Source organism: Bacillus sp. FJAT-47783 (genome assembly GCF_022808615.1).
Classification (GTDB): Bacteria; Bacillota; Bacilli; order Bacillales; family Aeribacillaceae; genus Bacillus_BZ.
Genome location: NZ_JAKZKS010000017.1, coordinates 13276 through 37112 on the forward strand (window position 1 = coordinate 13276; position 23837 = coordinate 37112).

Below are 23837 nucleotides of genomic sequence, written 5' to 3' on the forward strand. Positions count from 1 at the left end.
TCATCATCATGACATCTCTTTTTATTTAATGTGATTAATATGAAAATTATATCTTTTCTTACTATTATAGAAGGATTTGAATAACTAAAGATCGTATATGGTAAGTGTACTACTTTACATAATAAGACGTTCATCCAGAATCTTGCTTCATCTTAACGATTACTTTCAGGTTGGGGGAATGGAAATGAATGTAGATAAGATGGAAGGAAAATTATTGTGGGAGCCGTCCGAGCAGTTACAAAAGGGGTATAATGTGAATGCATTTATGGGATGGTTAAGTGAAATGCGAGGGCTCTCCTTTCAAACGTATCACGACTTATGGGAATGGTCCGTTACAGACATTGAAGGGTTTTGGTCAGCGTTATGGCACTTTTATGATATTCAAGCGAAAACACCTTATGAAGAGGTGTTAGTCGAACGAAAAATGCCGGGTGCAAAGTGGTTTAAAGGGGCTACGTTAAACTATGCAGAGCACATATTTCGAAATCATTGTGATGGTAAGGCAGCCGTTATTTATGAAACAGAATTACGTTCTCAAGGATCGTTAACGTGGGATGAGTTGAAAAAAAATACGGCAGCGGTTGCTGAACATTTAAAATCAATAGGGGTGAAGCCTGGGGATCGTGTTGTCGCATATGCTTCTAATATTCATGAAACGTTAATAGCCTTTTTAGCTTGTGCAAGCATCGGAGCAATATGGTCAAGTTGCTCGCCTGAATTCGGCATTATGAGCGTCATTGATCGCTTTAAACAAATTGAACCAAAAGTATTGTTTGCCGTAGATGGCTATCGTTATGGCGGGAAAGACTATAATCGTGTTGATGTAGTGAAGAAAATTCAAGAAGAGCTTCCATCTTTGCAGGAAACGATCGTGATTCCTTACTTAAATGATTCTCCAAAAGTTGAAGAATTACATGAGGCGACATTATGGGATACCATTATTGCGAAAAATAAGGATGCGACGTTAACCTTTGAGCCGGTTCCATTTCATCATCCTCTTTGGATATTATATTCATCCGGAACGACAGGTAAGCCTAAAGCGATTGTGCAAAGCCAAGGTGGAATATTATTAGAGCACTTAAAGCTTGCAGGTCTGCAAATCGATTTAAAAAAAGACGACCGCTTTTTCTGGTATACAACGACAGGGTGGATGATGTGGAATGTAGTTGTAAGTGGACTTCTAACAGGTGCAACGGTTTTATTATATGACGGAAATCCAGGGTATCCGAACAATGATACGTTATGGAAATTTGCTGAATCGACAAAAATGACCGTGTTCGGAACGAGTGCGAGCTTTATTACGGTTTGTATGAAAGCAGATGTAAAACCGAAGGATCGTTTTGACCTTTCCAGCTTAAAAAGTATAGGGTCTACTGGTTCACCGCTTCCGACTAGTGGATTTGAATGGGTATATGACCAAGTGAAAGAAGATATTTGGTTATTTTCAACGAGCGGAGGAACTGATTTATGTACGGCGTTTGTCGGTGGGGCACCATATTTACCAGTTCATGCTGGTGAATTGCAAGCGTGCGCATTAGGAGCATCCGTGAAAGCGTTTAACGACAAAGGGGAGGAGCTAATTGATGACATTGGTGAATTAGTCATTACAGAACCAATGCCATCGATGCCCATCTATTTTTGGAATGATGAAAATAACGAACGATACAAAGATAGTTATTTTGACGTTTATCCTGGTATTTGGCGCCATGGTGATTTTATTAAAAAGACGTCAAAAGGAAGCTGTATCATATACGGACGTTCTGATGCGACCATTAATCGCGGGGGAATTCGTATGGGGACGAGCGAAATATACAGCGCCCTAGAACGTATTCCGGAAATTAGTGATAGTTTAGTTGTAGACATCCCGATATCAAGTGAACAGTCGTATATGCCATTGTTTGTCGTATTAAAAGAAGGGGAACAACTGACAGACGACGTAAAAGCCCGTATTAACCAAGCGATCCGCCAAAGTTGTTCACCTCGCCACGTTCCAAATGAAATTTTCCGCATTAAAGAATTACCTAAAACATTAAATGGCAAGAAGCTAGAAGTGCCGATTAAAAAAATATTAATGGGTACACCTGTAGATAAAGCTGTCAACATGGGCTCATTATTAAATCCAGAGACATTACAATACTTCGAAGAATTCCAAAAAAATATGAATGATTTAAACTAACAAGGAAAAGCTGCTCACGATGTGAGTGGCTTTTTTTAAAAAGTCTTTATTACAACATTAAGAATGTCTAATGTCAAAAAATATGCATTATGATACAGTAGAAAGATAGCCCTAAATACTTTAAAATCTTCCGTTTTTTGAAATTCCTTTTGTTTAATTTGATTAATTACTTATACCCCCTTCTTCTAGTTTTTTGTTTAATAACGCATAATCATTTTTGTTAAAGGTGATTGCAATTCTATCTAATCTATCATGGTTTGGATATAAATATAATTGTTGATTAAATTTTATACCTAAAGGTACGACTGTTTGATGAATAAGATTTAAAATTTTAATACAATCTAAATCAACTCCTTCTTTCAAATGATTTTTAACGTTAATGACCACTAAATCTTCAATATTTTGGAATCTAGCTTTTTGAGGAGAAACATTATTAGCCTTACAAAGTTTTTTTAGTAAATTTTGATAATAATCATTTTGTTTCATTATAAAACCGCCTCACATTCCATTTTTATGTTATCGTATAACAATCGAACAAAATATGGAAATGGAGTTTTTTTGAAAAAGGTTGCTTTACCGATACTTGTAATGTTTTCATCTTTGCTTTTAGTTACACCAACATTTGCAAGTGAAGTGATTGAAAAGTTAAGCAAGACAAAAAGGTCATTTTTTGATTCTAATCACTAGGTACATAAGAAGACTGAAAGGAATTTGGTGGAGGAAAATTTAAGAAGGATATAGAAAACATATGAGTGGGGTAATAGCCTAAAAACATTACAGAACGGCTTTATCATACGATGATACAAATTATTGCATTCGCTTATTGTTAATGGGAGGAGAAGAGATGAAAAGACTTACAGAAGAAGAAAAAATGGGGGTTTATAAAGCCATTTTCAATCGCCGTGATATTCGCTCGTTTATTAATAAATCAATTTCAACTGAAAAGCTTGAACATATTTTGCTAGCGGCGCATCATGCACCATCTGTTGGTTTTATGCAGCCGTGGAATTTCATTATTATTAAAGAAGATGAAACGAAAAAGCAGTTAGCGGAGATTGTTGAAAAAGAGCGACGCGCATTATCTATTCATTATGAAGGAACAGATCGAGATTTAAAGTTTCTTCAGTTGAAAATAGCGGGTATTTTAGAAGCGCCTGTAACGATTTGTGTAACGTGTAATCCATTTCGCGGCGGCGATCATGTATTAGGAAGAAATTCGATTCCGGAAACCGATATGATGTCTGTTAGCTGTGCCATACAAAATATGTGGTTAGCGGCCTATGCAGAAGGGATTGCGATGGGATGGGTAAGCTTTTACAAAAAGGCGGATGTTCGAAGAATTTTAAACATACCATACCATATCGATCCTGTTGCACTAATTTCATTAGGGTATACGGAAGATTATCCTGAAAAGCCTATATTAGAAATAAACAACTGGGAAAAGAGAAGACAGTTGGAAAACTTAATTTTCGATAATAAATGGGGAGAAGAATCTACTATAACGATTACAAATAATCCAATCGAGAATTCTAATGAAGGTGAATAATAAAAATCACAAATAATATTATTATGTAAACTAATTGAGCGGGGAGTTATTTTTTGTTGAGGGAGCGACTTACGTTGTAATTAACAAAAAAATAATAAAGAATGCAAAAAATCACTATAAAGTTTGGATGAATATGTGTAAACAGCAAGTTCAGAAAATTAAACGACAACCGATTGATAATTGTTAAAAGCTAATCAAAATTTTAATCAACAAATGATATGAATTTTTTATAATTTTCTTTCTTGTCTCAATCACAATAGTATACTTAATGATTGAGACAGAATTTTTTATTATTTTTCATCTTTCTATAATATATATTATGTAAACTAAAAACGAATTAACTGAAAAGGTATTGGAATTAATTTTCCTCTTCCTTTCCTTTTCATTTTTATTAGGACTTTCAGTGAATATAGAAATACATGTAAGCATTTGTGTTAAGTGCTTGGCTTTGGCTTATCACCATAACCTGGGGTTTCTTATGCAATAATGAATATTTTCCCGTGTATTGATATAAAAAAGCGAAAACTCTGGTATCGTAATCGTTGTTGTCTAAACAAACCGGATTTTCGTTTTGTAAAACCGGTTTATCAAATCTATTCTGCCATTACCATCTTTTTGGGCATTTCCATGAATTCTGCTGACGAGCCAGCTGTTTTTCCGATCCAGATTGTAGTTGTAGCCAATGGTTTTCCGTTAGTTAGTAAACCATAGCTTACTTAAGAAACATTCATCGACATTTTCATCCCAAAAGGCTAAAGGTAAAAAGGCAAAAAGAACCTAAATCGCCGAGCGGTTCAGGAGATTTAGTCTGTTTTAGATCTGTTTGAAGATTATTGAGCAAAATTCTCGTCATTTACCTTTCGTTAAGAAGTTGAATAAATTGTGGCAATCCTTTCTCTAAAAACAGTTCAAAAACCTCCAGCATATCTTCTACCTCATTATCATTTACTTCTAAAAGATATTGTAAAACCACTCCATCTATTGCTCCCAATAGCCATGCTGATAAAGATTCATTTAATGGGGTATCTTGAAGATGATACATGTTTACTAAAATATCTTCAATTCGAAGAGTCCATTCTTTGTATTTTTTATTAAATTTAACTTGTAGCTCTTTATTTCCCAATAGGATTTCATGAGCGAAATGGTATTGCAGACGATTTTCTGCATCTTTTTTTAATCGTTCTTCAGTTTTTCGGACAATTTCTTTTGTAACCTTTTCTTTTTCGACCTTTTGTTTAACAATTCCTTCTGCAATACGTGTGGAATCTGAAAGGCTTTCATCTAATAGTTCATATAAAATTTCGTCCTTATTTTTATAATAATGATAAATCGCTCCTGTACTCATGCCAGCTTCCTCTGCAATTGCTCTTACAGTAGCTCGATTAGAGCCGTGCTGGCTAATCACTTTTTTTGCCGCTGCAAGTATTTTTGATTTTCCATCCATTTTCATTAAATCCTCCCTTATTAACTTTAGAATATCATAACAGATTTAAAATTTCGATTTGTGAATAATTTCACATTGACTATTTCTATATATAAGCCTATACTAAAAGCATAACGAACGTTCGGTTTGTTCAGAAAATGAGGTGAGGAAATGACTACTAACCGCACGGATCGTTCATGCCGCTTTATATAGTCACATTGGTAGGGATTTTTCGTTAGTATTATAAGTTATTTGCTTATTTTTCCTGTTTCCTTTTTGCCATTTCTTCTAGTTAATGAAATGGTGTATGGTTGTTTTTTCTAGATGTAAAACTTAAGTGCTATCATTTGGTTGCTTTCTGCTTTAATTTAAATTCTTCATAAGGGGTGTCAAACAAATTTTGCACCCCCCTATTCTTTCTAATATTAAACAATGAAATTTCATAGAGGGGGGAAAGGTCATGGGTTTGTTATATGAATCAACAGGTTTTGTTGGATGGGGTATATGGTTTTTTGTTCTCTTTGCTTTAATGGCTTTTAACGAATTTAGTCGGACGACAAAATGGGGTGGAATCGTACTTTTTCTTATTCTTCCTGTAATTCTTACGATTTTTGTTTGGCCAACAACTGCCGCTCCAGGCAATGAATATGGTACGGGTACTTGGTTTAACTGGGTTAAGACATATTCCGCTTTAGCGGGCTGTCTTGGTTTCATGGCCATTCGTTATTATCCATCACTCGCTAAAAAGAAGTGGGTACTATGTTTTCCACCTGCAATTTTAGCACTTAATATTCTCGAGGCTTGTATTCGCGATTTTCAAGTTTTTATGTATGGTGCTTGGGATGGGGCCTATATCGATAACCTTTGGGTAATGTCAGGGCCGTGGAATATTATGAATGGAATAGCAGGATTACTAAATATTATTGCGATCTGTGGTTGGTTTGGAATTTATATTTCTAAAGACAAATCTAAAGATATGATCTGGCCTGATATGATTTGGACTTGGATTATTGCCTATGATTTGTGGAACTTTGCCTATACGTATAATTGTATTTCAGATCACTCGTTTTATTGTGGGTTAGCGTTATTACTTTCTTGTACCATTCCTACTTTTTTCATCAAAAAAGGGGCATGGTTACAGCACCGAGCTCATACTCTTGCTTTGTGGATTATGTTTGTTATGACCATCCCTTCATTTGCAGATCGGATAGCTCCTGTCCCGACTACACATAACCCAAAGGCATTTTTCATCGTAAGCTTATTATCTTTGCTAGCCAATATAGCATTAGTAACTTATCAATTTTACAGAATTCGCAAATATAAACTCAATCCGTTTAAGGATGAGATTTATGTTGATACTAAATCGTATAAAAAGGTTCTAGAAAATAATAGACTTTCAGCATAAACGAGTCGTTCGCTTAATTCAAAGAAAGATCTAGTATAAAATGATATAATCATCGACTCTTCATTCCTAGAAATAGCTGCCTGTCACTTCCTGTCGATGATTCGATAAGGACTGGGAATTGACAGGCATTTTTATTTGGAGAATCGTGAACATATGCGCAATCCATTATTGAAAGCATCAACAAAGGGAAAGAGCGGAAGAATGCTATAAAATCACCATTCGGATAGCCGTTTCGGCCCTCTACTAACTTAATGCTGTTTCGTAACGATACTTCGGCAATTGTTTAAAAAATAGGAGCTTACAATATTGTGGGATTTTTTCATTCTCGTATCGATTATATTTTAAAGCCTTTCGATTTTTTTCCTCCATTTTCCGTTCGTATTTCGTATAAGGATAATCATGAACTATTTCGATTTCTCTCCCCTTTACTGAATTTAATTGTATTTTATGATGAATGATGATGAAAATTCAGCGGAACGAAGGAAATTTGGATGCAACTTTTGTTTAAAATTTTAAGGTGATACTCCGATAGTAGAAATGCATATTCGTTTCATTACTTAAGAAACCTTCCCCACTGCTTACCCATTTAGTAAAGGAGTGTCAAGTGCCGCAAAACGTTCGGTATGGCTTACATGATGGTGGAGGAAGCTCAGTATATTTTCCTTGTTCTTTTGTATAGACATATGGATCAGAAAGAGCATGAAGGAATTTTTCCATAACGAAAAAGTCTCCTCTTTTTAACTGTCGATTCCAATGCTTCTTCAACTCGGGTGATTACGTGGAATTATGGCTGGGTCGTTTTGGAGCATTCGCTCTTCCGTTAATTCATCCGGTTCATTTTGTTGTTTTTTCTGGATTTGATTGATTAAACAACACTCGTGATCCTATTCCATTTTATATCGATCCCCAAATCGAGAATACACTAAGCTAAAAATAATAATACTTGTAAATGGCTTAATAGTTGATAGACAACGATGAAAGCGCTTTTAAGATGTTCTAATTTTTTATAACATTTGTTCTAATCATGTATATAATCAGAACATGAGGAGGGGAAAATAATGCCAAAACAAAAAGTTGAGAATGACGTAATCTATAGCGGTAAAAGACGTGTTCAAGACCTTGATACAGGGGAAATATTTGAAGTAGATGAAGTCATAAAAAAACGCCTAGAAATGGCTTTATGATTACATATTTAAGTGCAATCATTCAGCTCATTGATCCTCTAGGCAATAAAAAAAATGCAAGTAGTAAAATACATACTTGCAAACATGGATAAATCTACGAATACTTTGATTATAACATCAAGAGAACTTGCACAGAATAGTAAGGTTTCATTACAAACTGTTACTGATACGCTTAAAACTCTTGAGGAAGCTAAAATTATTACTAGAAGGACAGGAGCCATTATGATCCATCCTAACTTAATTCATAGAGGTAGCGATTCTAAAGAGAAATACTTACTTGCTAAGTTTAAAGATTTTGATAATAATAATTCCGTCATAACTAAAAGCGAGTAGTATTAAGATACTCGCTTTTAGTTTACCTTTTACATTATAAAAAAGCTTATAATTAACCCAAATATCCCTACAAACAAATAAGAATAACCTAGAATTGAACTATTTCTATTTTTTTCTTTTTTAGCAATCAAGAAATATAGTCCAAACCCAATGATAAATAAGGCAAGTAAGACACTCCCTACCTTGAATAATATCATCAAAACACCCCCATTCTAAATTATAAATTAAAGTATATACCTCTAGCCAGTTTGGCATTTTGGTGTATTTTAAGTAAAGAATCTAAAGTTGCTCCATACGCACCTAAAGCTGCCAAACCTGCTGTTAAAGTTCCTGCTCCTGCTGTAGGGACAGAAAGAATAAATGCTAACCAAGACATTCCAATAGTTGTAAGGGTACCCCCTATAGCCTTCCATTCATAATAATTAATATTCTCTACATATTTTTGATATTTTAATAAAGATGAACCATTAGATGATGTACGAGTAACATTTTTATAATAATACTTATTGAATATGCTCCATTGTCCGCTCATATCTTTCTTTCGCTACCTCTTCCATTCGTTTGAACGTCAATGCTTTGTATTTAGCTGATTCTACATGTTTACGGCTGGATGAAATCCCCCGCTCCAGATCAAACCCTTCTTTCACCATATGGTCATGAAACTTATCTTGTAGCTTCACCAATTGTTGCTTTTTACCGAAGAAGTCTTTTGCGGAAAGCCGACCATCTTCTGTAATCGGCACAAAACCAACATGCATATGGGGAGTTTTCTCGTCTTTATGAACCATCGCATAAGCAATGTTCTGTTCTCCATATTCTTTTACGAAAAACTCATAGGCAGATTCAAAAAATCGCTTTTCTTCTTTTTCCGAGAGATTGTGAAAATACTCCGAATCAGACGTCACAAGAAAACTGGCCAATTTCACCGCATCTTTCCGAATGGCTTTGCCAGTTGTCACTCTTTCCTCAATCATTTTGTTGATCTTCTCGCTGTAATCAATCGGACTCGGATTGACCAAATCGTAATTTAAGTGTGAACGTCCTCCATCAATATCTGGATTCGTTTGACTCTCTTTTTCCCTTTGATTATGAATTTGAATGCCCTTGATCACAGGTTGTTTTAGCTTCTGCATATGTAAAATAGCATAGCTCATATGAGGGGGTTCAGCTCCTTCTCGAAGATAGATAGATTAAGAGAAGTGTAGCTCACTACACTTTGCATGCAAAGTTCCATGTGCTCTGCGAGGCTTTTCGGCTCCGCCGAGCCATGCTTCAGGCATGGCAAAAAACCTTGGGATTTGCCCAAACCCACTGGGGAACTCTTCCCCAGACCCCTCTCAATAACTCCCCCAACCCCTTCACTTTTGAGGGGGCTCCCTCGCCGGTGGCAGGTCAAAAGGTGAACTTTTGACACACCTAGAGGGTCTTGATGTAGTGAGTCTGTCAACTCCTTAATGCTCCCTTCGGTCCGCTTACCGTTGACAGACGCCATATGGGGCATTTCTGGCCCGAAAAGACAAGCTCCCTTTGTTACCCCTTCCGTTGCCTTAAAGGCAACAGAAAACGCCTTTAAGGCGCTCTAATTCTTTCCTTTAAATATCTCCTTTTTCTAATTTTTCATTTAAAAGTACGTAGTCCTCTTTATTAAACATTATTGCTACTCTGTCTAACCTCTCTCCTCGTGGATATAAGTATAACTGTTGTTCAAAGCGTATTCCTAAAGGTGAAGCTGTTTGATGGATCAAGTTTAAAATTTTAAAGCATTCTAAATCTACGCCCTCTTTTAATTGATTTTTTATATTAATAATTACAAAATCTTCAATTTGTTCGAATCTAAGCCTTTGAGGGGAAATATTATTAGCTTTACAAATCTTCTTTAATAGATTTTTATAATGATTTTTTTGCTCCAAAACAAAACACCTCTCTTCTCATTTTATGTTAGGTTCTCAAAAACTATATCGTCCGGAAGCCGGCATGAATGAGGAATATCCTCACCTACAACCGGTTCTAAGTAGACCGATTAACTGGGACCTCATCCGTCAACAGTACGAACAAATCATTAAGTATGTAACTGCACTAAGGTTGGGTACTGCTTCTGCTGAATCCATATTAAAGCGATTCACTAGGGATACAAAACATCCAACCTACCAGGCTTTGTGTGAATTAGGGAAAGCGATTAAAACGATCTTTTTATGTGATTATTTACATGATGAAGAGATTCGTAGAGAAATCCATGAAGGATTAAATACAGTGGAACAATGGAACTCTGTCAATACCTATATTTTTTATGAAAAAAACAGTGAAATGCGTTCCAATACTATAGAAGATCAAGAGGTGGCTGCCTTTTCGCTCCAATTGCTGCAAAATTGTTTAGTTTATATGAATACCTTAATGGTACAAGAAGTCCTTTATGATAACAATCAATATTGGTTGAAGAACATGACACCCGAAGATTTTAGGGGAATAACACCTTTGTTTTATCATCATGTCAATCCATACGGAACTTTTGAACTCGATATGGATCAGAGGATACCTATTAAGTTGAGAGTTTCATAGTTTCTATCATTTTGATCGATGATTAAACCAGCTGGTTCTTTGTAATGGACACTTAGCTGTGACAAGGGCGCAATCCGTACTCCAGATAAGCGCCGCCCTATACACTTGAATACCAAAGGCTGAAAACAACACCTATGCGAAAAATGCATACGATCATCGGACTGAAAGATACTCCTGTTTCTTCCTTTCAATCACATTACGGTGATCGAACTGGAATATAAAAATAAAAAAATGAAATATTACGAATGAGTTAGTATTCGGAAGTATTTTAGCAGTTTCATCACTTAAACAACTAAATACCGTCCAAAATTAATGTCGCTAATGGAAACTCCCTAGAACGAGGTTTAGGAAACTAATCGGATTAGGAATAAACAAACACAAAGCTTACGAATGGGGAAATAGTAGAAAAGGCTATTGGCGAATAACCAACAGCCTTTCCTTAATCCGTGTCCTCAACAACTCCTTTTGGAGAAAAGAGGGTCTCAAAAGTCAACACGAACGATATGAAATTCTGCGTCATACTTAATTTGAACCGCCGTATACGGAACAGTATGTACGGTGGTGTGAGAGGCCGGGGGTTAGTCGCCCCTCCTATTCGATTGAATAAGTCATTTAAAGTTGATGAGCATGAATTTTTTAATTTAAAAGTGGCACCACTAATAAGGAAGGGTTTAGCTCTTCCTTGAATTTAGTTAAAAGTTACTTTTTTTTATCAATTTAAATATAAAATATCCTATTGCTATGATACATGCTAAAAAAATTACTTGAGCGATAAAGGATTCTAAATCAAACATAGTGATTACCTCCTTTTAAATATCATCCTTCATACCAACTTGAAGTAGTAAATTTAACCGTTGTACTTGTAGCAGATGTGATGTATATTTTTGTTCTTAATGTGAAAGCATGTGAAAATCCAATAGGTTGTCCACCAATCACTACTCCGTTGACTTTAGTATAATTCCCTTTAGACTGTACTGTCATAGCATTATCTGTAACAATACTAGTTCCACGCAAAGTTAATGTAGTCGGGAAAATCCCCTTACTACCTGCATCGTCTGTATCATAAATGTCTATCTTCGATGTGTAAACTGTGTATTTAGTAATAAGAACGGCTCTAGCAGCTAAGTAAATACCCCAAAATTCTTTCGTATAAGTAGTTTTATAACTTGTTCCTGGTGAACCAGAATGTGAAGCCAGAGGTGTAACTAGTGAATTTTCAGTATATTTATCAGATACTGCTGCTGCAGGTGTTGCTACAGGTTTAGTTACACTTTCAACCACTGAAAAACTTCCATCTTCATATTCTATAATCTCTTTATCATTTTTTCCAACTTTAATAGTTTTATCTACCTTATCTGAATTGCCAGGTTGAAATCCTTTTACCTTAGTAGTTAAATAATGATTAATTTGTTCAGGAGTATATTTTTCTTGGAATTCAATAGCCTCTGGTAATTTTGCTACCTCTTGATCTGATTTTCCAGCCATTACATTTTCCTTAACAACTTTCATCATATCCCTGTAGTCGTTTTCCATTGTAGCTGGTAGTGCTGGTTCTGTTTCAGTTGCAGCTGAAACACTCTGTAATGGATTTATTAAAGTTAATAGAAATACCATTACAATAGCAATTTCGAAACCTTTTAATAAATTTCTCATAATTACTAATCCCCTTATAAAATTGGTATTCATCACAAGTAATACATTATCATGGGAATTATGTTTTTTTGTAACAAAAATTTCTAGTTTAATTAAATTTTCGGTGATAATATGACAATTCTGTGAAATGTTATTATATCATCTCATCTCACCTTATTTGTTAATCATCAAACATAGAATATCTGTAGGAATGTGTTATTCAAGATAATGGCACGTTTGCTGAATAGCATAACTGCCATGTTATTGTGTACCATTACCAAAAACCAGTGTTTTTGTAATGTCCCCCCATCGCCCTGTTGTTCTTTGATTTTATTAAGATTAGCAGTTACCAAAAGTATTACCAAATACCTTTACAATAAGTGCCCCTCTAGTAAAATATAAATATACAAGTTTATTGGAGGTTACAAATGATAATCGGTTATGCTCGGGTGTCTACTATTGACCAAAATTTAGATCGGCAAATTGGTATGCTTAATGAATATGGTTGTGAAAAAATAGTTAAGGAGAAATTTACTGGTACAGTTAAGATCGAAAAGGACTTCATCAACTTTTTGATGTCATCCGGAAAGGCGATACAGTTGTAGTGGAGAGCATCTCCCGTTTAGGACGTAAAACATTGGATATCCTCAACATTATTCAACAGTTAGAAGAGATGGGGGTGCAATTCATTTCTTTAAAAGAAAATATGGATACAAGAACCTCTACAGGCAAAGCCATGTTCCAAATGATGTGTGTCATTGCTGAATTAGAAAGAAACCTTATTGCTGAAAGAGTAAAGGAAGGACTTGAAGCAAGTAAAAGACGTGGGAAAACATTAGGTAGACCCAAGTTGGATAAAGAAAAACTTGCTGTTGCGCTAAGGATGTATGATAGTGAAGAATATTCTATAAAGGAGATAGTCTCAGCAACTGGAATATCTCAAGGTTCCTTATATAAAGCAGTCAATAGAAGAAGGCTTGAAGAAATAAAAAAATAGGGCGCGTTTTATTATTTCTCCAATTTTACTTTGCGGTCTACAGCAGGAACCCTGTCACTAGGCCTAAATAAAATCAAACCAATAATGAATAGTAAATTGTTTTGTAATATATCGCTTAATAACCAGAATACCATGCTTGATGACAAAGCTAGCATCGTTTTTCCATAGAATTTACTCAACGCCAGTTTATCGTATTTTGCTTTTTCCTTTTTGGGTAGTGTATTAAATCCTGCAATAAGAAACGTTCCTTTTCCATACAATAGAAACACACCTAAAACAGTGATTAAAAAAATACCAATGCTTAACAATAACATATTTACACCTCCAGAAAGTTAAGTGTTTAATAATACATACGGCGAGTATAAAAGAAATTTGAGTACCAATTGCCAAGAATAGGTGTTTTATCTTCCTTTCTTTGATTGCAGATAGCACAATAATTGTTAAAGCTATATCCAGTGTTCTTTCAACGAGACCTATTATCGCCATAAATATGTTAACTCAATTAATTGATCCTTAATTGGTAACAATGCTTCTTTATTAGCCTCCCTAAACCAAATTCAAGACCATTTTTCCATTGGCTGTTAGAAAAAAGATGCTAAAAAATTAGCATCTTTATAGTGTGTGCTATTCTTATCATTTCTCAAACCGAGTGTTAAGCATAAAGACTGATTAAGTTTCCATCTGGCTCTTTTACAATTGCGTACCGTTGTCCCCAAAAAGCATCCCAAGGTTCACGGTAACCATCATATCCACTATTTATAATTTTTTCATATACCTTATTAACTGACTCATCGCTTTCACAAGAAAATGCCAACTCAATCCGGTGACCAGTAGGTTCTTCCCAGCTTCCATAAACTGCTTTTGCGATTTCTTGTGTATCAAATGCTAGTCGGAAACCGCTTTGTTCCACTTCTACGTGCTGTTCTTCATTCTCGCTTTCAGGAATCGTGAATCCAAGTAAACGATAAAAATCTAATGACTTTTTCATATCTTTCACCACAATACCTACCATATCGAGTTTAATTCCCAATTGTATCACTCCTCTTTAATCAAAAATAAATGATTTTTAAAGTCCCCGTTAAAAAGCATTCAGAGACTTTTATCATGGGTTCATTTTCAAAAGTTGGACAACCTACTGTTCAGGAGGTGTTTTTATTATGGTAAGAAAAAGCAAGCTGCTCGTTCCTGAAGCTCGTGAACAAGTGAATCAACTTAAAGCTAAAGTGGCGGGAACGACAAATCCAGATCATGCAAAATTTGAAATAGCAAAAGAAATCGGTGTTCCCCTCCTACCAAAAGATAATGGTGAATTAACCTCCAAGGAAGTTGGGAAAGTCGGCGGGAACCTCGGTGGTAACATGGTGAAAGAAATGGTCCGAATGGCCGAGCAACAATTGCAAAAGAAGCAACCATAAAAGAGTAGCTGTATTGGTTTTTGTTTTATGTATTATTTAATTCAAGTAAGTGCGAGGAGAATCCTGCTACTTCAATGAAAATCTGCGGAAAGGCTAATCTCCCTTAATGTAAGCAAACGCACAATTGACCTCGACTATACATCGGGTTTTGATTGTAACTTTGCCTTTACATTCATGGGCTGATTTTGCTTTCGGAAGAATATGGAATTATCGATGACATCATTAGGTCTTAAAAATGATGAATAAACGAAAGAATGGGAAGCCTATCTCTCTCAAGGCTCTCCCCTTCTTCAAATAATAAACGGACTATTTTTCTTTATGGAATTGTGTCTTCGAACTGATGGTACGTTCATAAGCCCTTCTCCTCTACTTCTCCCTTTAAAAAATTACACATAAGAGAAAGCATGAATGAAGTATTTCCTAATTGACCGTTAGTTTTTAAAATAATCCAACCGAGCGAAAAATTCTTGAAGAAAATTGTAAAACAACTCTTCGGTTGGAAGTAATTCGCGTTCTTTCGGTGTAATTACACCAACTGTACGTGTCACATTTGGTTCGATCAACGGAATTTTAACCGTTGCACGTGGTAAGCTGTCAACGAGCGTTACTTCTGGCATGAGTGTCACCCCTAATCCAGCCGAAACTAACCCTTTTAATGCATCGATATCATCTCCCTCAAAGGCTACATGTGGAGTAAAGCCAAGTTCAGAACAAGCATTCACCACGATATCTCGAAAAACAAATCCTTCAGGTAATAATACGAAAGGTTCTTCCATCAGCTCTCGTAGTTTTATGGACGATCTATTGGCAAGTGGGTGATGAATCGGCAAAAGAGCCACGACATTTTCTGTAAATAAAATTTTTCTATTTATCTTCTTTTCTTCGCTTGGTAGCGGCCCTATTAACGCAAGATTAAAATCACCTTTCACAACACCGTCGATTAACTCTTGATAAAGCGCTTGTTTCAGCTGGAATTTAGCTTCAGGATAACGTGTTCGAAAGGCATAAATGGCCGTTGGTAACGTATAGGCTGCTAAACTAATTGGAAAGGCAATTCGAACCGTCCCTTTTTCTGGATCTAAATATTCTTCCACTTCACGTCTTGCTTCATCGATCACGTTCATAGCGTGTTTCATCCGTTCAAAAAATAGCTTTCCAATCGGTGTTAACCTGACCCTCCTCCCTTCTCGGATAAACAAGTCAACGCCTAATTCGTCTTCTAAATTGACAATTTGTCTACTTACGGATGATTGAGCAACGTGTAGTGCGTCTGCCGCTTCGGTTACATGTTCTCTTCGTGCAACTTCCATAAAATATCGAATTTGTTTAAAGTCCACTTTTATCCCCCTACATTATTCATGCAAAAAACGCATTAATATTATCCGTTCTTTATATTGATTCGATCATTTATATAATTATAAAATATTACATAATAGGAATTCTATAAAAATGTAATTAATTATTATAATCTTTCAAATTATTATAAAAATGTGTAGATGGGAGATAGATATATGAAAATAATCGAAAAAATTGAAAACACGTATTCTCAATCTGTACAAAATTATGTTAATCAAGTATTTGAGACGGTTAAAAAACGTAATCCAAATGAAAGTGAGTTTCATCAAGCGGTTAAAGAAGTGTTTAACTCTTTAATTCCTGTCCTCGAAAAAAATCCTCACTATATGGAGCAAGCCATTCTTGAAAGAATCGTTGAGCCTGAGAGATTCATTTCTTTCCGAGTACCATGGGTTGATGATCAAGGAAATGTAAAAGTGAACCGCGGATTCCGTGTTCAATTCAACAGTGCGATTGGTCCATATAAAGGTGGTTTACGATTTCATCCATCTGTCAACGAAAGTATTATAAAATTTTTAGGGTTTGAGCAAATTTTTAAAAACGCTTTAACAGGTCAACCGATTGGTGGCGGAAAAGGCGGAGCTGATTTTGACCCAAAAGGAAAATCGGATAGAGAAATTATGCGTTTTTGTCAAAGCTTTATGACAGAGCTTAGCAAATATATCGGTCCTGATATGGATGTTCCAGCTGGTGATATCGGTGTTGGCCAACGAGAAATCGGCTATTTATTCGGACAGTATAAAAAAATGCGAAGTGGCTTTGAACCGGGTGTTATAACTGGAAAAGGGATTGGATACGGCGGAAGCTTAGCTCGAAAAGAAGCTACTGGGTACGGTACCGTTTATTTTGTTGAAGAAATGCTAAAGGACAAAGGATTAAGCTTTGAAGGCAGCACAGTTGTCGTATCCGGTTCAGGGAATGTTTCGATTTATGCGATGGAAAAAGCGATTGCATTAGGTGCTAAAGTGGTGGCATGCAGCGACTCGAGTGGTTATATTTATGACAAAAACGGCATTAACTTATCGACGGTTAAACGACTAAAAGAAGTCGAAAACAAACGCATTTATGAATATGTAAATGAGAATCCTGAGGCTATTTATATGGAAGATTGTACGGGAATTTGGTCTGTTCCATGTGATATTGCTCTTCCATGTGCAACGCAAAATGAAATTGATGAAAAGTATGCAGAGTTATTAGTTGCAAATGGTGTCAAAGCGGTTGGAGAAGGGGCAAACATGCCTTCAACCCTTGAAGCGGTTAGAATTTTCTTAGAAAACGATGTGTTATTTGCTCCGGCAAAAGCGGCAAATGCTGGCGGTGTTTCGGTTTCGGCATTAGAAATGGCTCAAAATAGTCAGAAACTTAATTGGACGTTTGAGGAAGTCGATAATAAATTACATGACATTATGAAAAGCATATATCGTGAAAGCATGAAAGCCGCTCTTGAATACGGAGCTCCTGGTAACCTTGTCATCGGTGCGAATATTGCTGGATTTGTAAAAGTCGCGGATGCGATGATTGCACAAGGGGTTATTTAATCAATCATTTGACCTATGAACTACCGGCCCTTAATTGAAGGGCTTATTTTTATGAAATTTTCTTATCGACTACGCACAAACACTCGCTCACACAAATATTACACCTCTTCTAACATGATCTATCCATGTTCACCATTCTCCTATATGATGAAGATATACTTCTTTTTTTATCACATATCATATTCATGGAGGTAGTTATGAAACGGCTTACTGATCATTTAATCGTGATTTCATTTGATTGCCTATCCTCTCTAGACTTTCCGATGTTAGAGAAACTCCCCCATTTTCAAGAGTTTTTGAAAAACGGAGCTTATTGTCAGTACGTTGAAACGATTTATCCTTCTGTCACCTATCCTTGTCATACATCAATCGTTACAGGTAATTTTCCGCACCGTCACGGAGTTATAAATAATACGTTTCTTCAGCCTAGAGCTATTTCTCCTGACTGGTATTGGCACCGGAAGCACATAAAAGGTACGACACTTTATGATGAAGCGAAAAAAGCGGGTTTAAAAACAGCCGCTTTTTTATGGCCTGTTACGGCTAAAGCCAAAATCGATTATAATATGCCCGAAATTTTTGCAAATCGATCTTGGCACCATCAAATCCCTGTCTCTTTATGGAATGGTAGTGCACTCTTTCAACTCGAAATGAACTTCAAATTCGGGAAAGTTCGCAAAGGGCTTCGTCAACCTGAACTGGATGATTTTGTGCTTGATTCAACGGTTCATACGATAAAAGCACAAAAACCAAATTTATTGCTCGTTCATTTTACCGATTTAGATACACAGCGACATTATCATGGATTCGCCTCAAATGAAGCATTTGCCGCTATTCGTCGTCATGATGTCCGCTTAGGAAGGATTATACAAGCGTTAAAGGATTCTAGTATTTATGAAAAGTCTACGATAGTCGCATTAGGTGATCATAGCGCCTTCGATCACTCAAAAGCGGTTAAACCAAATGTCTTACTTAAAGAACAAGGACTCATTCAAGTTAACGACAATGGAAAGATTATCGATTGGAAAGCTTATTGCAAAAGTTGTGATGGTTCCGCCTATATTTATGTGAAAGATGAGCGCGATCTTGAAACGAAAAAAATGGTTCGAAGCCTTTTTGAAACGTTAGTTCAAGATGAAAATAGTGGTATTGAACGCGTCATTTCAGGAAGTGAAGCTGCTTTAAAAGGGGCTGATGGGAAGGCGTTCCTGATGATAGCAGCACGAAAAAACTATTATCTTACTGAATATTTGAGCGGTGAATTTATCGATACGATCACCGAAACAGATGTCCAGGAAAGGCGTTATACGTTTGCGAGTCATGGGTATTCTCCTGAAAAAGATCAATATACAACGGTTCTGATGACGAATGGAAAAGGTATTCGTTCCAATACAGTAATTCCTTATATGCGTCTTATTGACGAAGGCCCCACATTTGCTCGCCTACTTGGTCTTGACTTAGGAAATACCGATGGACAAATAATCGAACAATTATTAACTATGTAAAAGATTTATAAAATTTTTCCTATTAATGATTTTGGAAACGATCTTTCTAGTAAAATAATAGTACGGTTTACAAAGGGGGCTTCTCATGAAACGCTTTTCAAAAGAGGAAAAAAGTTGGATTTTTTATGATTGGGCAAATTCTGCTTATTCTGTTATTATTACAACCGCTATTTTCCCGCTATTTTATAAAGCAGCCGCTACCAATACTGGTGTTAGTGCGGCTAACTCTACAGCCTATTTAGGCTATACGATTGCCATTGCTACGCTTATTTTAGCTATGCTTGGGCCTATTTTAGGAACAATTGCAGACTATCAAGGTTTGAAGAAGAAATTCTTTACTTTTTTCTTCGTTCTTGGTGTCACCATGACAGCTATGCTTGCCTTCATTCCAAGTGATCAATGGCTGCTTTTACTGATTTGTTATACGATCGCGACTGTTGGTTCAGCAGGTGCGAATGTGTTTTACGACGCCTTTTTAGTAGATGTAACGACTGAAAAGCGGATGAATCGAGTGTCCTCTTTCGGATTTGGATTAGGATACATTGGGAGTACGATTCCTTTTATTATTAGTATTGCTATTATTATTTTTTCTCAAGACGGCATACTGCCGATTACGACAACGGCAGCAAGTAAGATTGCCTTTTTCATTACCGCTGTTTGGTGGTGTGTATTCACCATACCAATGTTTAAAAATGTTTACCAAATTCATTATATAGAACGAGAACCTAAGCCGGTTTTGAATAGCTTTAAACGACTTGTGAAAACGGTAAAGGAAATTAAAAAATACCGTCCCCTCTTTTTATTTTTACTCGCCTATTTTTTCTATATTGATGGAGTAGGAACCGTTATTTCCATGTCTACTGCATATGGAACCGATTTAGGAATTGGCGCAACAGATCTCCTTATTATTTTGTTTGTCACACAAGTAGTGGCTGCACCGTTTGCCATCCTATATGGTAAATTAGCTGAGAAATTTACTGGAAAGAAAATGCTTTACGTAGGAATTGTTGTTTATATCATTGTGTGTATTTATGCTTACTTCCTAAAAACAACGCTGGACTTTTGGATATTAGCGATGCTTGTCGCTTCATCACAAGGAGGTATTCAAGCTTTGAGTCGTTCTTATTTTGCAAAGCTTGTACCGAAAAAGAATGCGAACGAATTTTTCGGATTCTATAATATCTTTGGAAAATTTGCCTCCATCACGGGTCCTCTATTAGTTGGCCTTACCGCTCAAGTAACTGGACATTCGAATATGGGTGTCTTTAGTCTAATTATTCTTTTTGTACTCGGTGGAATCATCCTAACCTTTGTGCCTGAACCGGAGGATATTTCACGACACGAGGATGCTACAGTAAACGTTTAAAGAAACGATAAGCCTTTTTACACTAAAAAAGTGTAGATTGTTCAATTATTTTTCATCAATCTACACTTTTAATATTTTACTAGTTAGTGTCCTAGCTAATGAGCTGAAAGGTTCCCTTAATTACAATTTAACTCAATCCATAAGTTTTAAAAATTCGATATCATAAAGAAGGACTCAGCCTTTAAACCTGAACCCTTTTTCCAAACTATTCAATTTTGCATCGTGTTTCCCTGTTTTCTCGCTTAAATAGTCTATATCAATTTTGAAATTCTTCATTTGTCCTGATACTAATTTAAAAATCTCTTTATGCTCTTCTAAATTTTCTTCAACCTGTTTAAATCCATTTCTCGTTTCTGAAGAAAGATTATCCATTTTTTCTTCAAGACGGGCTTGACTCTTTTCAAGACGGATTTGACCTTGTTTTAATAATTCTAAAGATTCAAGGATAGCATCTAGTTTGTTCTCCATCTTTTCTCCTCCGAGTATTTTTCTTAATTATAACACCTATTCATGTTAAATATCATGGATTTATAAGAGATGTTCATCCTTTATCTGTATATGCCTAGATTGAATAATTAGTTTAAGATCATGAAAACACTCAAGTTGTGAAAGAAAAGCCTAAGTAATGAGAATATGGTTAGTCCATTTACTATTTAAGTAAATGAAAAATCAACTTTTTAATATTGAAGAAGGCTGTCCCAAAATCCATATACGTACGTGGAGACATCCTTAATTCTAGATTCAATTAAAAAAATTTCATTCTATCGTACGGATAAAATAACACTCATTACAGACTGGGAATTTAAACTGTGGTGATAAGCTTTTTCCACAGCTTCTACACGTTTTCTGTTTAATTAAATCACCTGTTTTTAAATGTTCATGAATTTTGTCACTAATTTCTTCGCGGACTCTTTCCCAATAGTGCGCTTCTGTCACTTTTCCTAATTTGTATAAAAATAAAAGGTGCAGGCCAACTGACTTATACGATAATTCAAGCTCTTTTAGCCCAGTTTCTTTTATTTGCGGCTCCGGTATGTTCTCCCCTTCTACAATGGCTTCAAGTTTTTGCTTCCATTCCGCTCTTAGGGAAGGCTCGTTGGTGGAAAAAGGTAAATGTAAAAAGCTATATAAGTCAGCTACTGATAGCTTGGCTTCAATAATGGAACCTTCAACCATTTCGTATAATCGTTTTTCTTCTAATAACGTTGCTTTTTTCGTTCCGTTAGGGCTTTTAAATTGATCCCATAAGTAAAAAAATAATCCAAGATTCGAGGAGTATTTTTGAAACCTTTTAAGTACTCCTGTTGTTGGGGCAATTGAAAACCCTTGTAAAGGTTCATCTTCTTGTTCAAGAAGTCGAGTCATCAATTTCGATTCACTTTTAAACGACACTTTTCCGACATCATATATCCCTCTACGACCGGCACGTCCAGCTATTTGTTTAATTTCTTGGGATGTTAGCCTTCTTCTATTCGTACCGTCAAACTTATCATTTTCTAAAAAGACAATTCGTCTAATCGGTAAGTTTAATCCCATTCCGATCGCATCAGTTGCTACAATGACGGTTGTTTCCCCTTTTATAAATCGCTGTATCTGCTTTTTTCGTGTTTCTGGTGGCATGCTCCCATATATCATACTTACTTGCCGTCCGTTTCGCTTGAGCTCTGAAGCTGTTTCAAGGACACGTTTTCTGGAAAAACAAACGAGCGCATCTCCTTTTTGTGTATGGCTTATATGAAACGGCTGTGACTCTACCTCTAACGGAATGTCTCTTACATATTCATGAACATCTACTTGTGACTCACCAAGAAGCTGGAGAATCATCGGTTTCGCATTGAAACTACAAACAATATGTACCTCTTTTGCATTTGCTTTTGTGATCGCTTTAAACCAGGAGAAGCCTCGGTCTTTATCCGCAGTCATTTGAGCCTCATCGATAACGACGACTTCATAGAAGTCTTTCTCATGAAACATTTCGACGGTACAAGATAAGTGCTCTGCATTCGGTACTTGCTTTTCCTCTTCTCCAGTTTTTAACGAGCACGGAACCCCATCTGCATTTAATTTTTCATATATTTCAAGTGCTAATAGTCTAAGCGGGGCTAGATAAATTCCACTGCTAGCTTCCTTCATCCGTTGTATCGCTTGGAACGTTTTACCGGTGTTTGTTTCACCAACATGAAGAACAAATTGTATATTGCGCCCGGCTGGCAGATTGTATTCCCCTCCGAAAATAACTTCAATCATCCGTTCTTCTTCTTCTTTTCGTTCTCTCTCAGCAATATCTTGATCATAAATCTCTTGATGTTTCGCAAGATCAAATGGAATATCAATGAGTTTAATGAGATCAGATACGTATTCATCTAAAAAGTCATCAAAGAATTCAACACTAATGTCAACAAACGGATTGTAGGCCGCTTCTTCTAAAACAGAGTTGGGTAATGTTTCATGAAAAGTGTTTACGTATTCATCAAATAGATGAGCAGGAAGCTTACCTTTCAGCCAATTCGGTCCAAAGTCAAATAAATGATTCAATATCAGCCCTTCATATCGATCCATTATCTCTTCTTCGTAATAATATCTATGGTAGGCTAACTCCATTTCCTTGTTTAAATAATGTGAAAAGGTGATTCCTTAAGGTGAAGGAACAAGCTTCTTTTGTTCGAATTCAATCGCAATGTGCGAACCTAGTAAATAGCGAACATAAAGGTATAATTCTTCATAATGCTCGTTAAGGAGCTGTTCAATGTAATACTCAAGTTTTGCAATCATTTTTCGTTTTAACTCTCGTTTTTGCTGAGCTTTTATTCGGGCTAAATACGCTTTCCTTGCTTTTGTGTATCTTTCATTCCAAGTTTCCGATTGGTTTGAAAACTTTTGGTCTAACCAGCCAATCAAATCAAATGGTTCCTCATTTCTTATTTCAGTACGAAAAAGTTGATTAATCAGCTTTTTCTTAACCCCCACTACGTCAAACCCTTTTTCTGACAAATACACCTTCTTTTCGGCATAAGTTGCATGGCTTCCTGCTGTGTTCAGCCATGAATTTAACCAAAGCTGGTCAATAAACGCTCCTCTTTCTCTTACGTATTGTTCATAGGAAGGAATGTGCTCTTTCTTTTCTAAATAGTGATCGATATCTTTCAAATCTATTGATTTTGTCCTCTTTATGGCCATTGAATAGTAATGGGCTAATATTTCGTTCATGATAAAACTCCTTTACCATGTAGATAATTTTTCGTTATTTAATTTTATCAAATTTTTTCTTGAATCATAAATAAACGCTTGAGCGCATCTTGTCTCAAGCGTTATCTTTCACAACATGTTCATGATGATTCGGATAAATAACGTGACCCCATCAATTTTTGTATTTCGTTTATGATTTTGTTTCTTGTTTAAAATAGA

General features: G+C 35.9%; 21 protein-coding genes and 3 pseudogenes. 11 read left to right on the forward strand and 13 right to left on the reverse strand.

Features of this window, described 5'->3' with window-relative positions; translation table 11 throughout:
- Window positions 1–184 precede the first annotated feature (184 nt).
- The gene (locus tag MLD65_RS12280; protein ID WP_243292162.1) at window positions 185–2176 is read left to right on the forward strand and encodes an acetoacetate--CoA ligase; all 1992 of its coding nucleotides are present in this window, start codon (window positions 185–187) and stop codon (window positions 2174–2176) included.
- A 162-nt stretch (window positions 2177–2338) separates the two neighbouring features.
- Here the strand turns inward: MLD65_RS12280 and MLD65_RS12285 are convergent, their stop codons facing one another.
- Window positions 2339–2662 (reverse strand): hypothetical protein, encoded by a 324-nt coding sequence (locus tag MLD65_RS12285; RefSeq protein ID WP_243292163.1) that lies wholly within the window; start codon window positions 2660–2662, stop codon window positions 2339–2341.
- Window positions 2663–3020: 358 nt separating this feature from the next.
- Between MLD65_RS12285 and bluB the strand changes: the two genes are divergently transcribed.
- A complete protein-coding gene (gene bluB, locus MLD65_RS12290) occupies window positions 3021–3722 on the forward strand; it encodes a 5,6-dimethylbenzimidazole synthase (protein ID WP_243292164.1) in 702 nt (233 codons plus the stop codon).
- A gap of 853 nt (window positions 3723–4575) precedes the next feature.
- On the opposite strand, the gene MLD65_RS12295 is transcribed toward bluB, so the two are convergent.
- The gene (locus MLD65_RS12295) at window positions 4576–5172 is read right to left on the reverse strand and encodes a TetR/AcrR family transcriptional regulator (RefSeq protein ID WP_243292165.1); all 597 of its coding nucleotides are present in this window, start codon (window positions 5170–5172) and stop codon (window positions 4576–4578) included.
- A gap of 433 nt (window positions 5173–5605) precedes the next feature.
- Between MLD65_RS12295 and MLD65_RS12300 the strand changes: the two genes are divergently transcribed.
- A complete protein-coding gene (locus MLD65_RS12300; RefSeq protein ID WP_243292166.1) occupies window positions 5606–6550 on the forward strand; it encodes a DUF5692 family protein in 945 nt (314 codons plus the stop codon).
- Between the two features lie 600 nt (window positions 6551–7150).
- Here the strand turns inward: MLD65_RS12300 and MLD65_RS12305 are convergent.
- Window positions 7151–7371 (reverse strand): annotated as a pseudogene (locus MLD65_RS12305) (hypothetical protein); the annotation flags it as partial.
- Window positions 7372–7608: 237 nt separating this feature from the next.
- Here MLD65_RS12305 and MLD65_RS18130 point away from each other — a divergent pair.
- Both MLD65_RS18130 and MLD65_RS12310 read left to right on the forward strand, forming a co-directional pair.
- Complete coding sequence (locus tag MLD65_RS18130) at window positions 7609–7734, forward strand: hypothetical protein (RefSeq protein WP_279326066.1); 126 nt, start codon at window positions 7609–7611, stop codon at window positions 7732–7734.
- Between the two features lie 54 nt (window positions 7735–7788).
- On the forward strand, window positions 7789–8067 hold the full coding sequence (locus MLD65_RS12310; protein ID WP_243292167.1) for a replication/maintenance protein RepL: 279 nt from the start codon (window positions 7789–7791) through the stop codon (window positions 8065–8067).
- 217 nt (window positions 8068–8284) lie between these two features.
- On the opposite strand, the gene MLD65_RS12315 is transcribed toward MLD65_RS12310, so the two are convergent.
- The 3 genes from MLD65_RS12315 to MLD65_RS12325 all read right to left on the reverse strand — a co-directional run bounded on the left by MLD65_RS12315 (window position 8285) and on the right by MLD65_RS12325 (window position 9977).
- The gene (locus MLD65_RS12315) at window positions 8285–8599 is read right to left on the reverse strand and encodes a geobacillin-26 family protein (protein WP_243292168.1); all 315 of its coding nucleotides are present in this window, start codon (window positions 8597–8599) and stop codon (window positions 8285–8287) included.
- Entirely contained in the window at window positions 8571–9221 is a 651-nt protein-coding gene (gene mobV, locus MLD65_RS12320; RefSeq protein WP_243292169.1) for a MobV family relaxase, read from the reverse strand. Before mobV ends, MLD65_RS12315 begins: the two co-directional genes overlap by 29 nt.
- A 438-nt stretch (window positions 9222–9659) precedes the next feature.
- Window positions 9660–9977 (reverse strand): hypothetical protein, encoded by a 318-nt coding sequence (locus MLD65_RS12325; protein WP_243292170.1) that lies wholly within the window; start codon window positions 9975–9977, stop codon window positions 9660–9662.
- Between the two features lie 37 nt (window positions 9978–10014).
- Here MLD65_RS12325 and MLD65_RS12330 point away from each other — a divergent pair.
- Window positions 10015–10623 (forward strand): annotated as a pseudogene (locus tag MLD65_RS12330) (Tn3 family transposase); the annotation flags it as partial.
- An 816-nt stretch (window positions 10624–11439) separates the two neighbouring features.
- Here MLD65_RS12330 and MLD65_RS12335 read toward each other — a convergent pair.
- Window positions 11440–12276, reverse strand: a complete 837-nt coding sequence (locus MLD65_RS12335) for a hypothetical protein (RefSeq protein WP_243292171.1) — start codon at window positions 12274–12276, stop codon at window positions 11440–11442.
- Window positions 12277–12683: 407 nt separating this feature from the next.
- Between MLD65_RS12335 and MLD65_RS12340 the strand changes: the two are divergent.
- Window positions 12684–13252, forward strand: a pseudogene (locus tag MLD65_RS12340) (recombinase family protein).
- 11 nt (window positions 13253–13263) lie between these two features.
- Here MLD65_RS12340 and MLD65_RS12345 read toward each other — a convergent pair.
- Together MLD65_RS12345 and MLD65_RS12350 are read right to left on the reverse strand one after the other, a co-directional pair.
- Entirely contained in the window at window positions 13264–13566 is a 303-nt protein-coding gene (locus tag MLD65_RS12345; RefSeq protein WP_243292172.1) for a DUF3784 domain-containing protein, read from the reverse strand.
- Between the two features lie 338 nt (window positions 13567–13904).
- Window positions 13905–14282, reverse strand: a complete 378-nt coding sequence (locus MLD65_RS12350; RefSeq protein WP_243292173.1) for a VOC family protein — start codon at window positions 14280–14282, stop codon at window positions 13905–13907.
- A 127-nt stretch (window positions 14283–14409) separates the two neighbouring features.
- Here MLD65_RS12350 and MLD65_RS12355 point away from each other — a divergent pair, with 127 nt between their 5' ends.
- On the forward strand, window positions 14410–14667 hold the full coding sequence (locus MLD65_RS12355; protein WP_243292174.1) for an alpha/beta-type small acid-soluble spore protein: 258 nt from the start codon (window positions 14410–14412) through the stop codon (window positions 14665–14667).
- A 431-nt stretch (window positions 14668–15098) separates the two neighbouring features.
- Here MLD65_RS12355 and gltC read toward each other — a convergent pair whose 3' ends face one another.
- The gene (gene gltC, locus MLD65_RS12360; protein WP_243292175.1) at window positions 15099–16004 is read right to left on the reverse strand and encodes a glutamate biosynthesis transcriptional regulator GltC; all 906 of its coding nucleotides are present in this window, start codon (window positions 16002–16004) and stop codon (window positions 15099–15101) included.
- Window positions 16005–16178: 174 nt separating this feature from the next.
- Here gltC and gdhA point away from each other — a divergent pair, with 174 nt between their 5' ends.
- The 3 genes from gdhA (at window position 16179) to MLD65_RS12375 (ending at window position 20432) form a co-directional block, all read left to right on the forward strand.
- A complete protein-coding gene (gdhA, locus tag MLD65_RS12365) occupies window positions 16179–17561 on the forward strand; it encodes an NADP-specific glutamate dehydrogenase (protein WP_243292176.1) in 1383 nt (460 codons plus the stop codon).
- A 197-nt stretch (window positions 17562–17758) separates the two neighbouring features.
- Window positions 17759–19066, forward strand: coding sequence for an alkaline phosphatase family protein (locus MLD65_RS12370; RefSeq protein ID WP_481748525.1), 1308 nt, complete (start codon window positions 17759–17761; stop codon window positions 19064–19066).
- Between the two features lie 85 nt (window positions 19067–19151).
- Window positions 19152–20432, forward strand: a complete 1281-nt coding sequence (locus MLD65_RS12375; RefSeq protein ID WP_243292178.1) for an MFS transporter — start codon at window positions 19152–19154, stop codon at window positions 20430–20432.
- 174 nt (window positions 20433–20606) lie between these two features.
- Here MLD65_RS12375 and MLD65_RS12380 read toward each other — a convergent pair whose 3' ends face one another.
- The 3 genes from MLD65_RS12380 to MLD65_RS18310 form a co-directional block, all read right to left on the reverse strand.
- Window positions 20607–20900, reverse strand: a complete 294-nt coding sequence (locus MLD65_RS12380) for a hypothetical protein (RefSeq protein ID WP_243292179.1) — start codon at window positions 20898–20900, stop codon at window positions 20607–20609.
- Window positions 20901–21188: 288 nt separating this feature from the next.
- Window positions 21189–22967: a helicase-related protein gene (locus MLD65_RS12385; RefSeq protein WP_347709298.1), complete on the reverse strand. Its 1779-nt coding sequence runs from the start codon at window positions 22965–22967 to the stop codon at window positions 21189–21191.
- A gap of 99 nt (window positions 22968–23066) precedes the next feature.
- Window positions 23067–23639 carry a hypothetical protein gene (locus MLD65_RS18310; RefSeq protein ID WP_347709299.1) on the reverse strand — a complete coding sequence of 191 codons (573 nt, stop codon included), beginning with the start codon at window positions 23637–23639 and terminating at the stop codon, window positions 23067–23069.
- Between the last annotated feature and the right edge of the window lie 198 nt (window positions 23640–23837).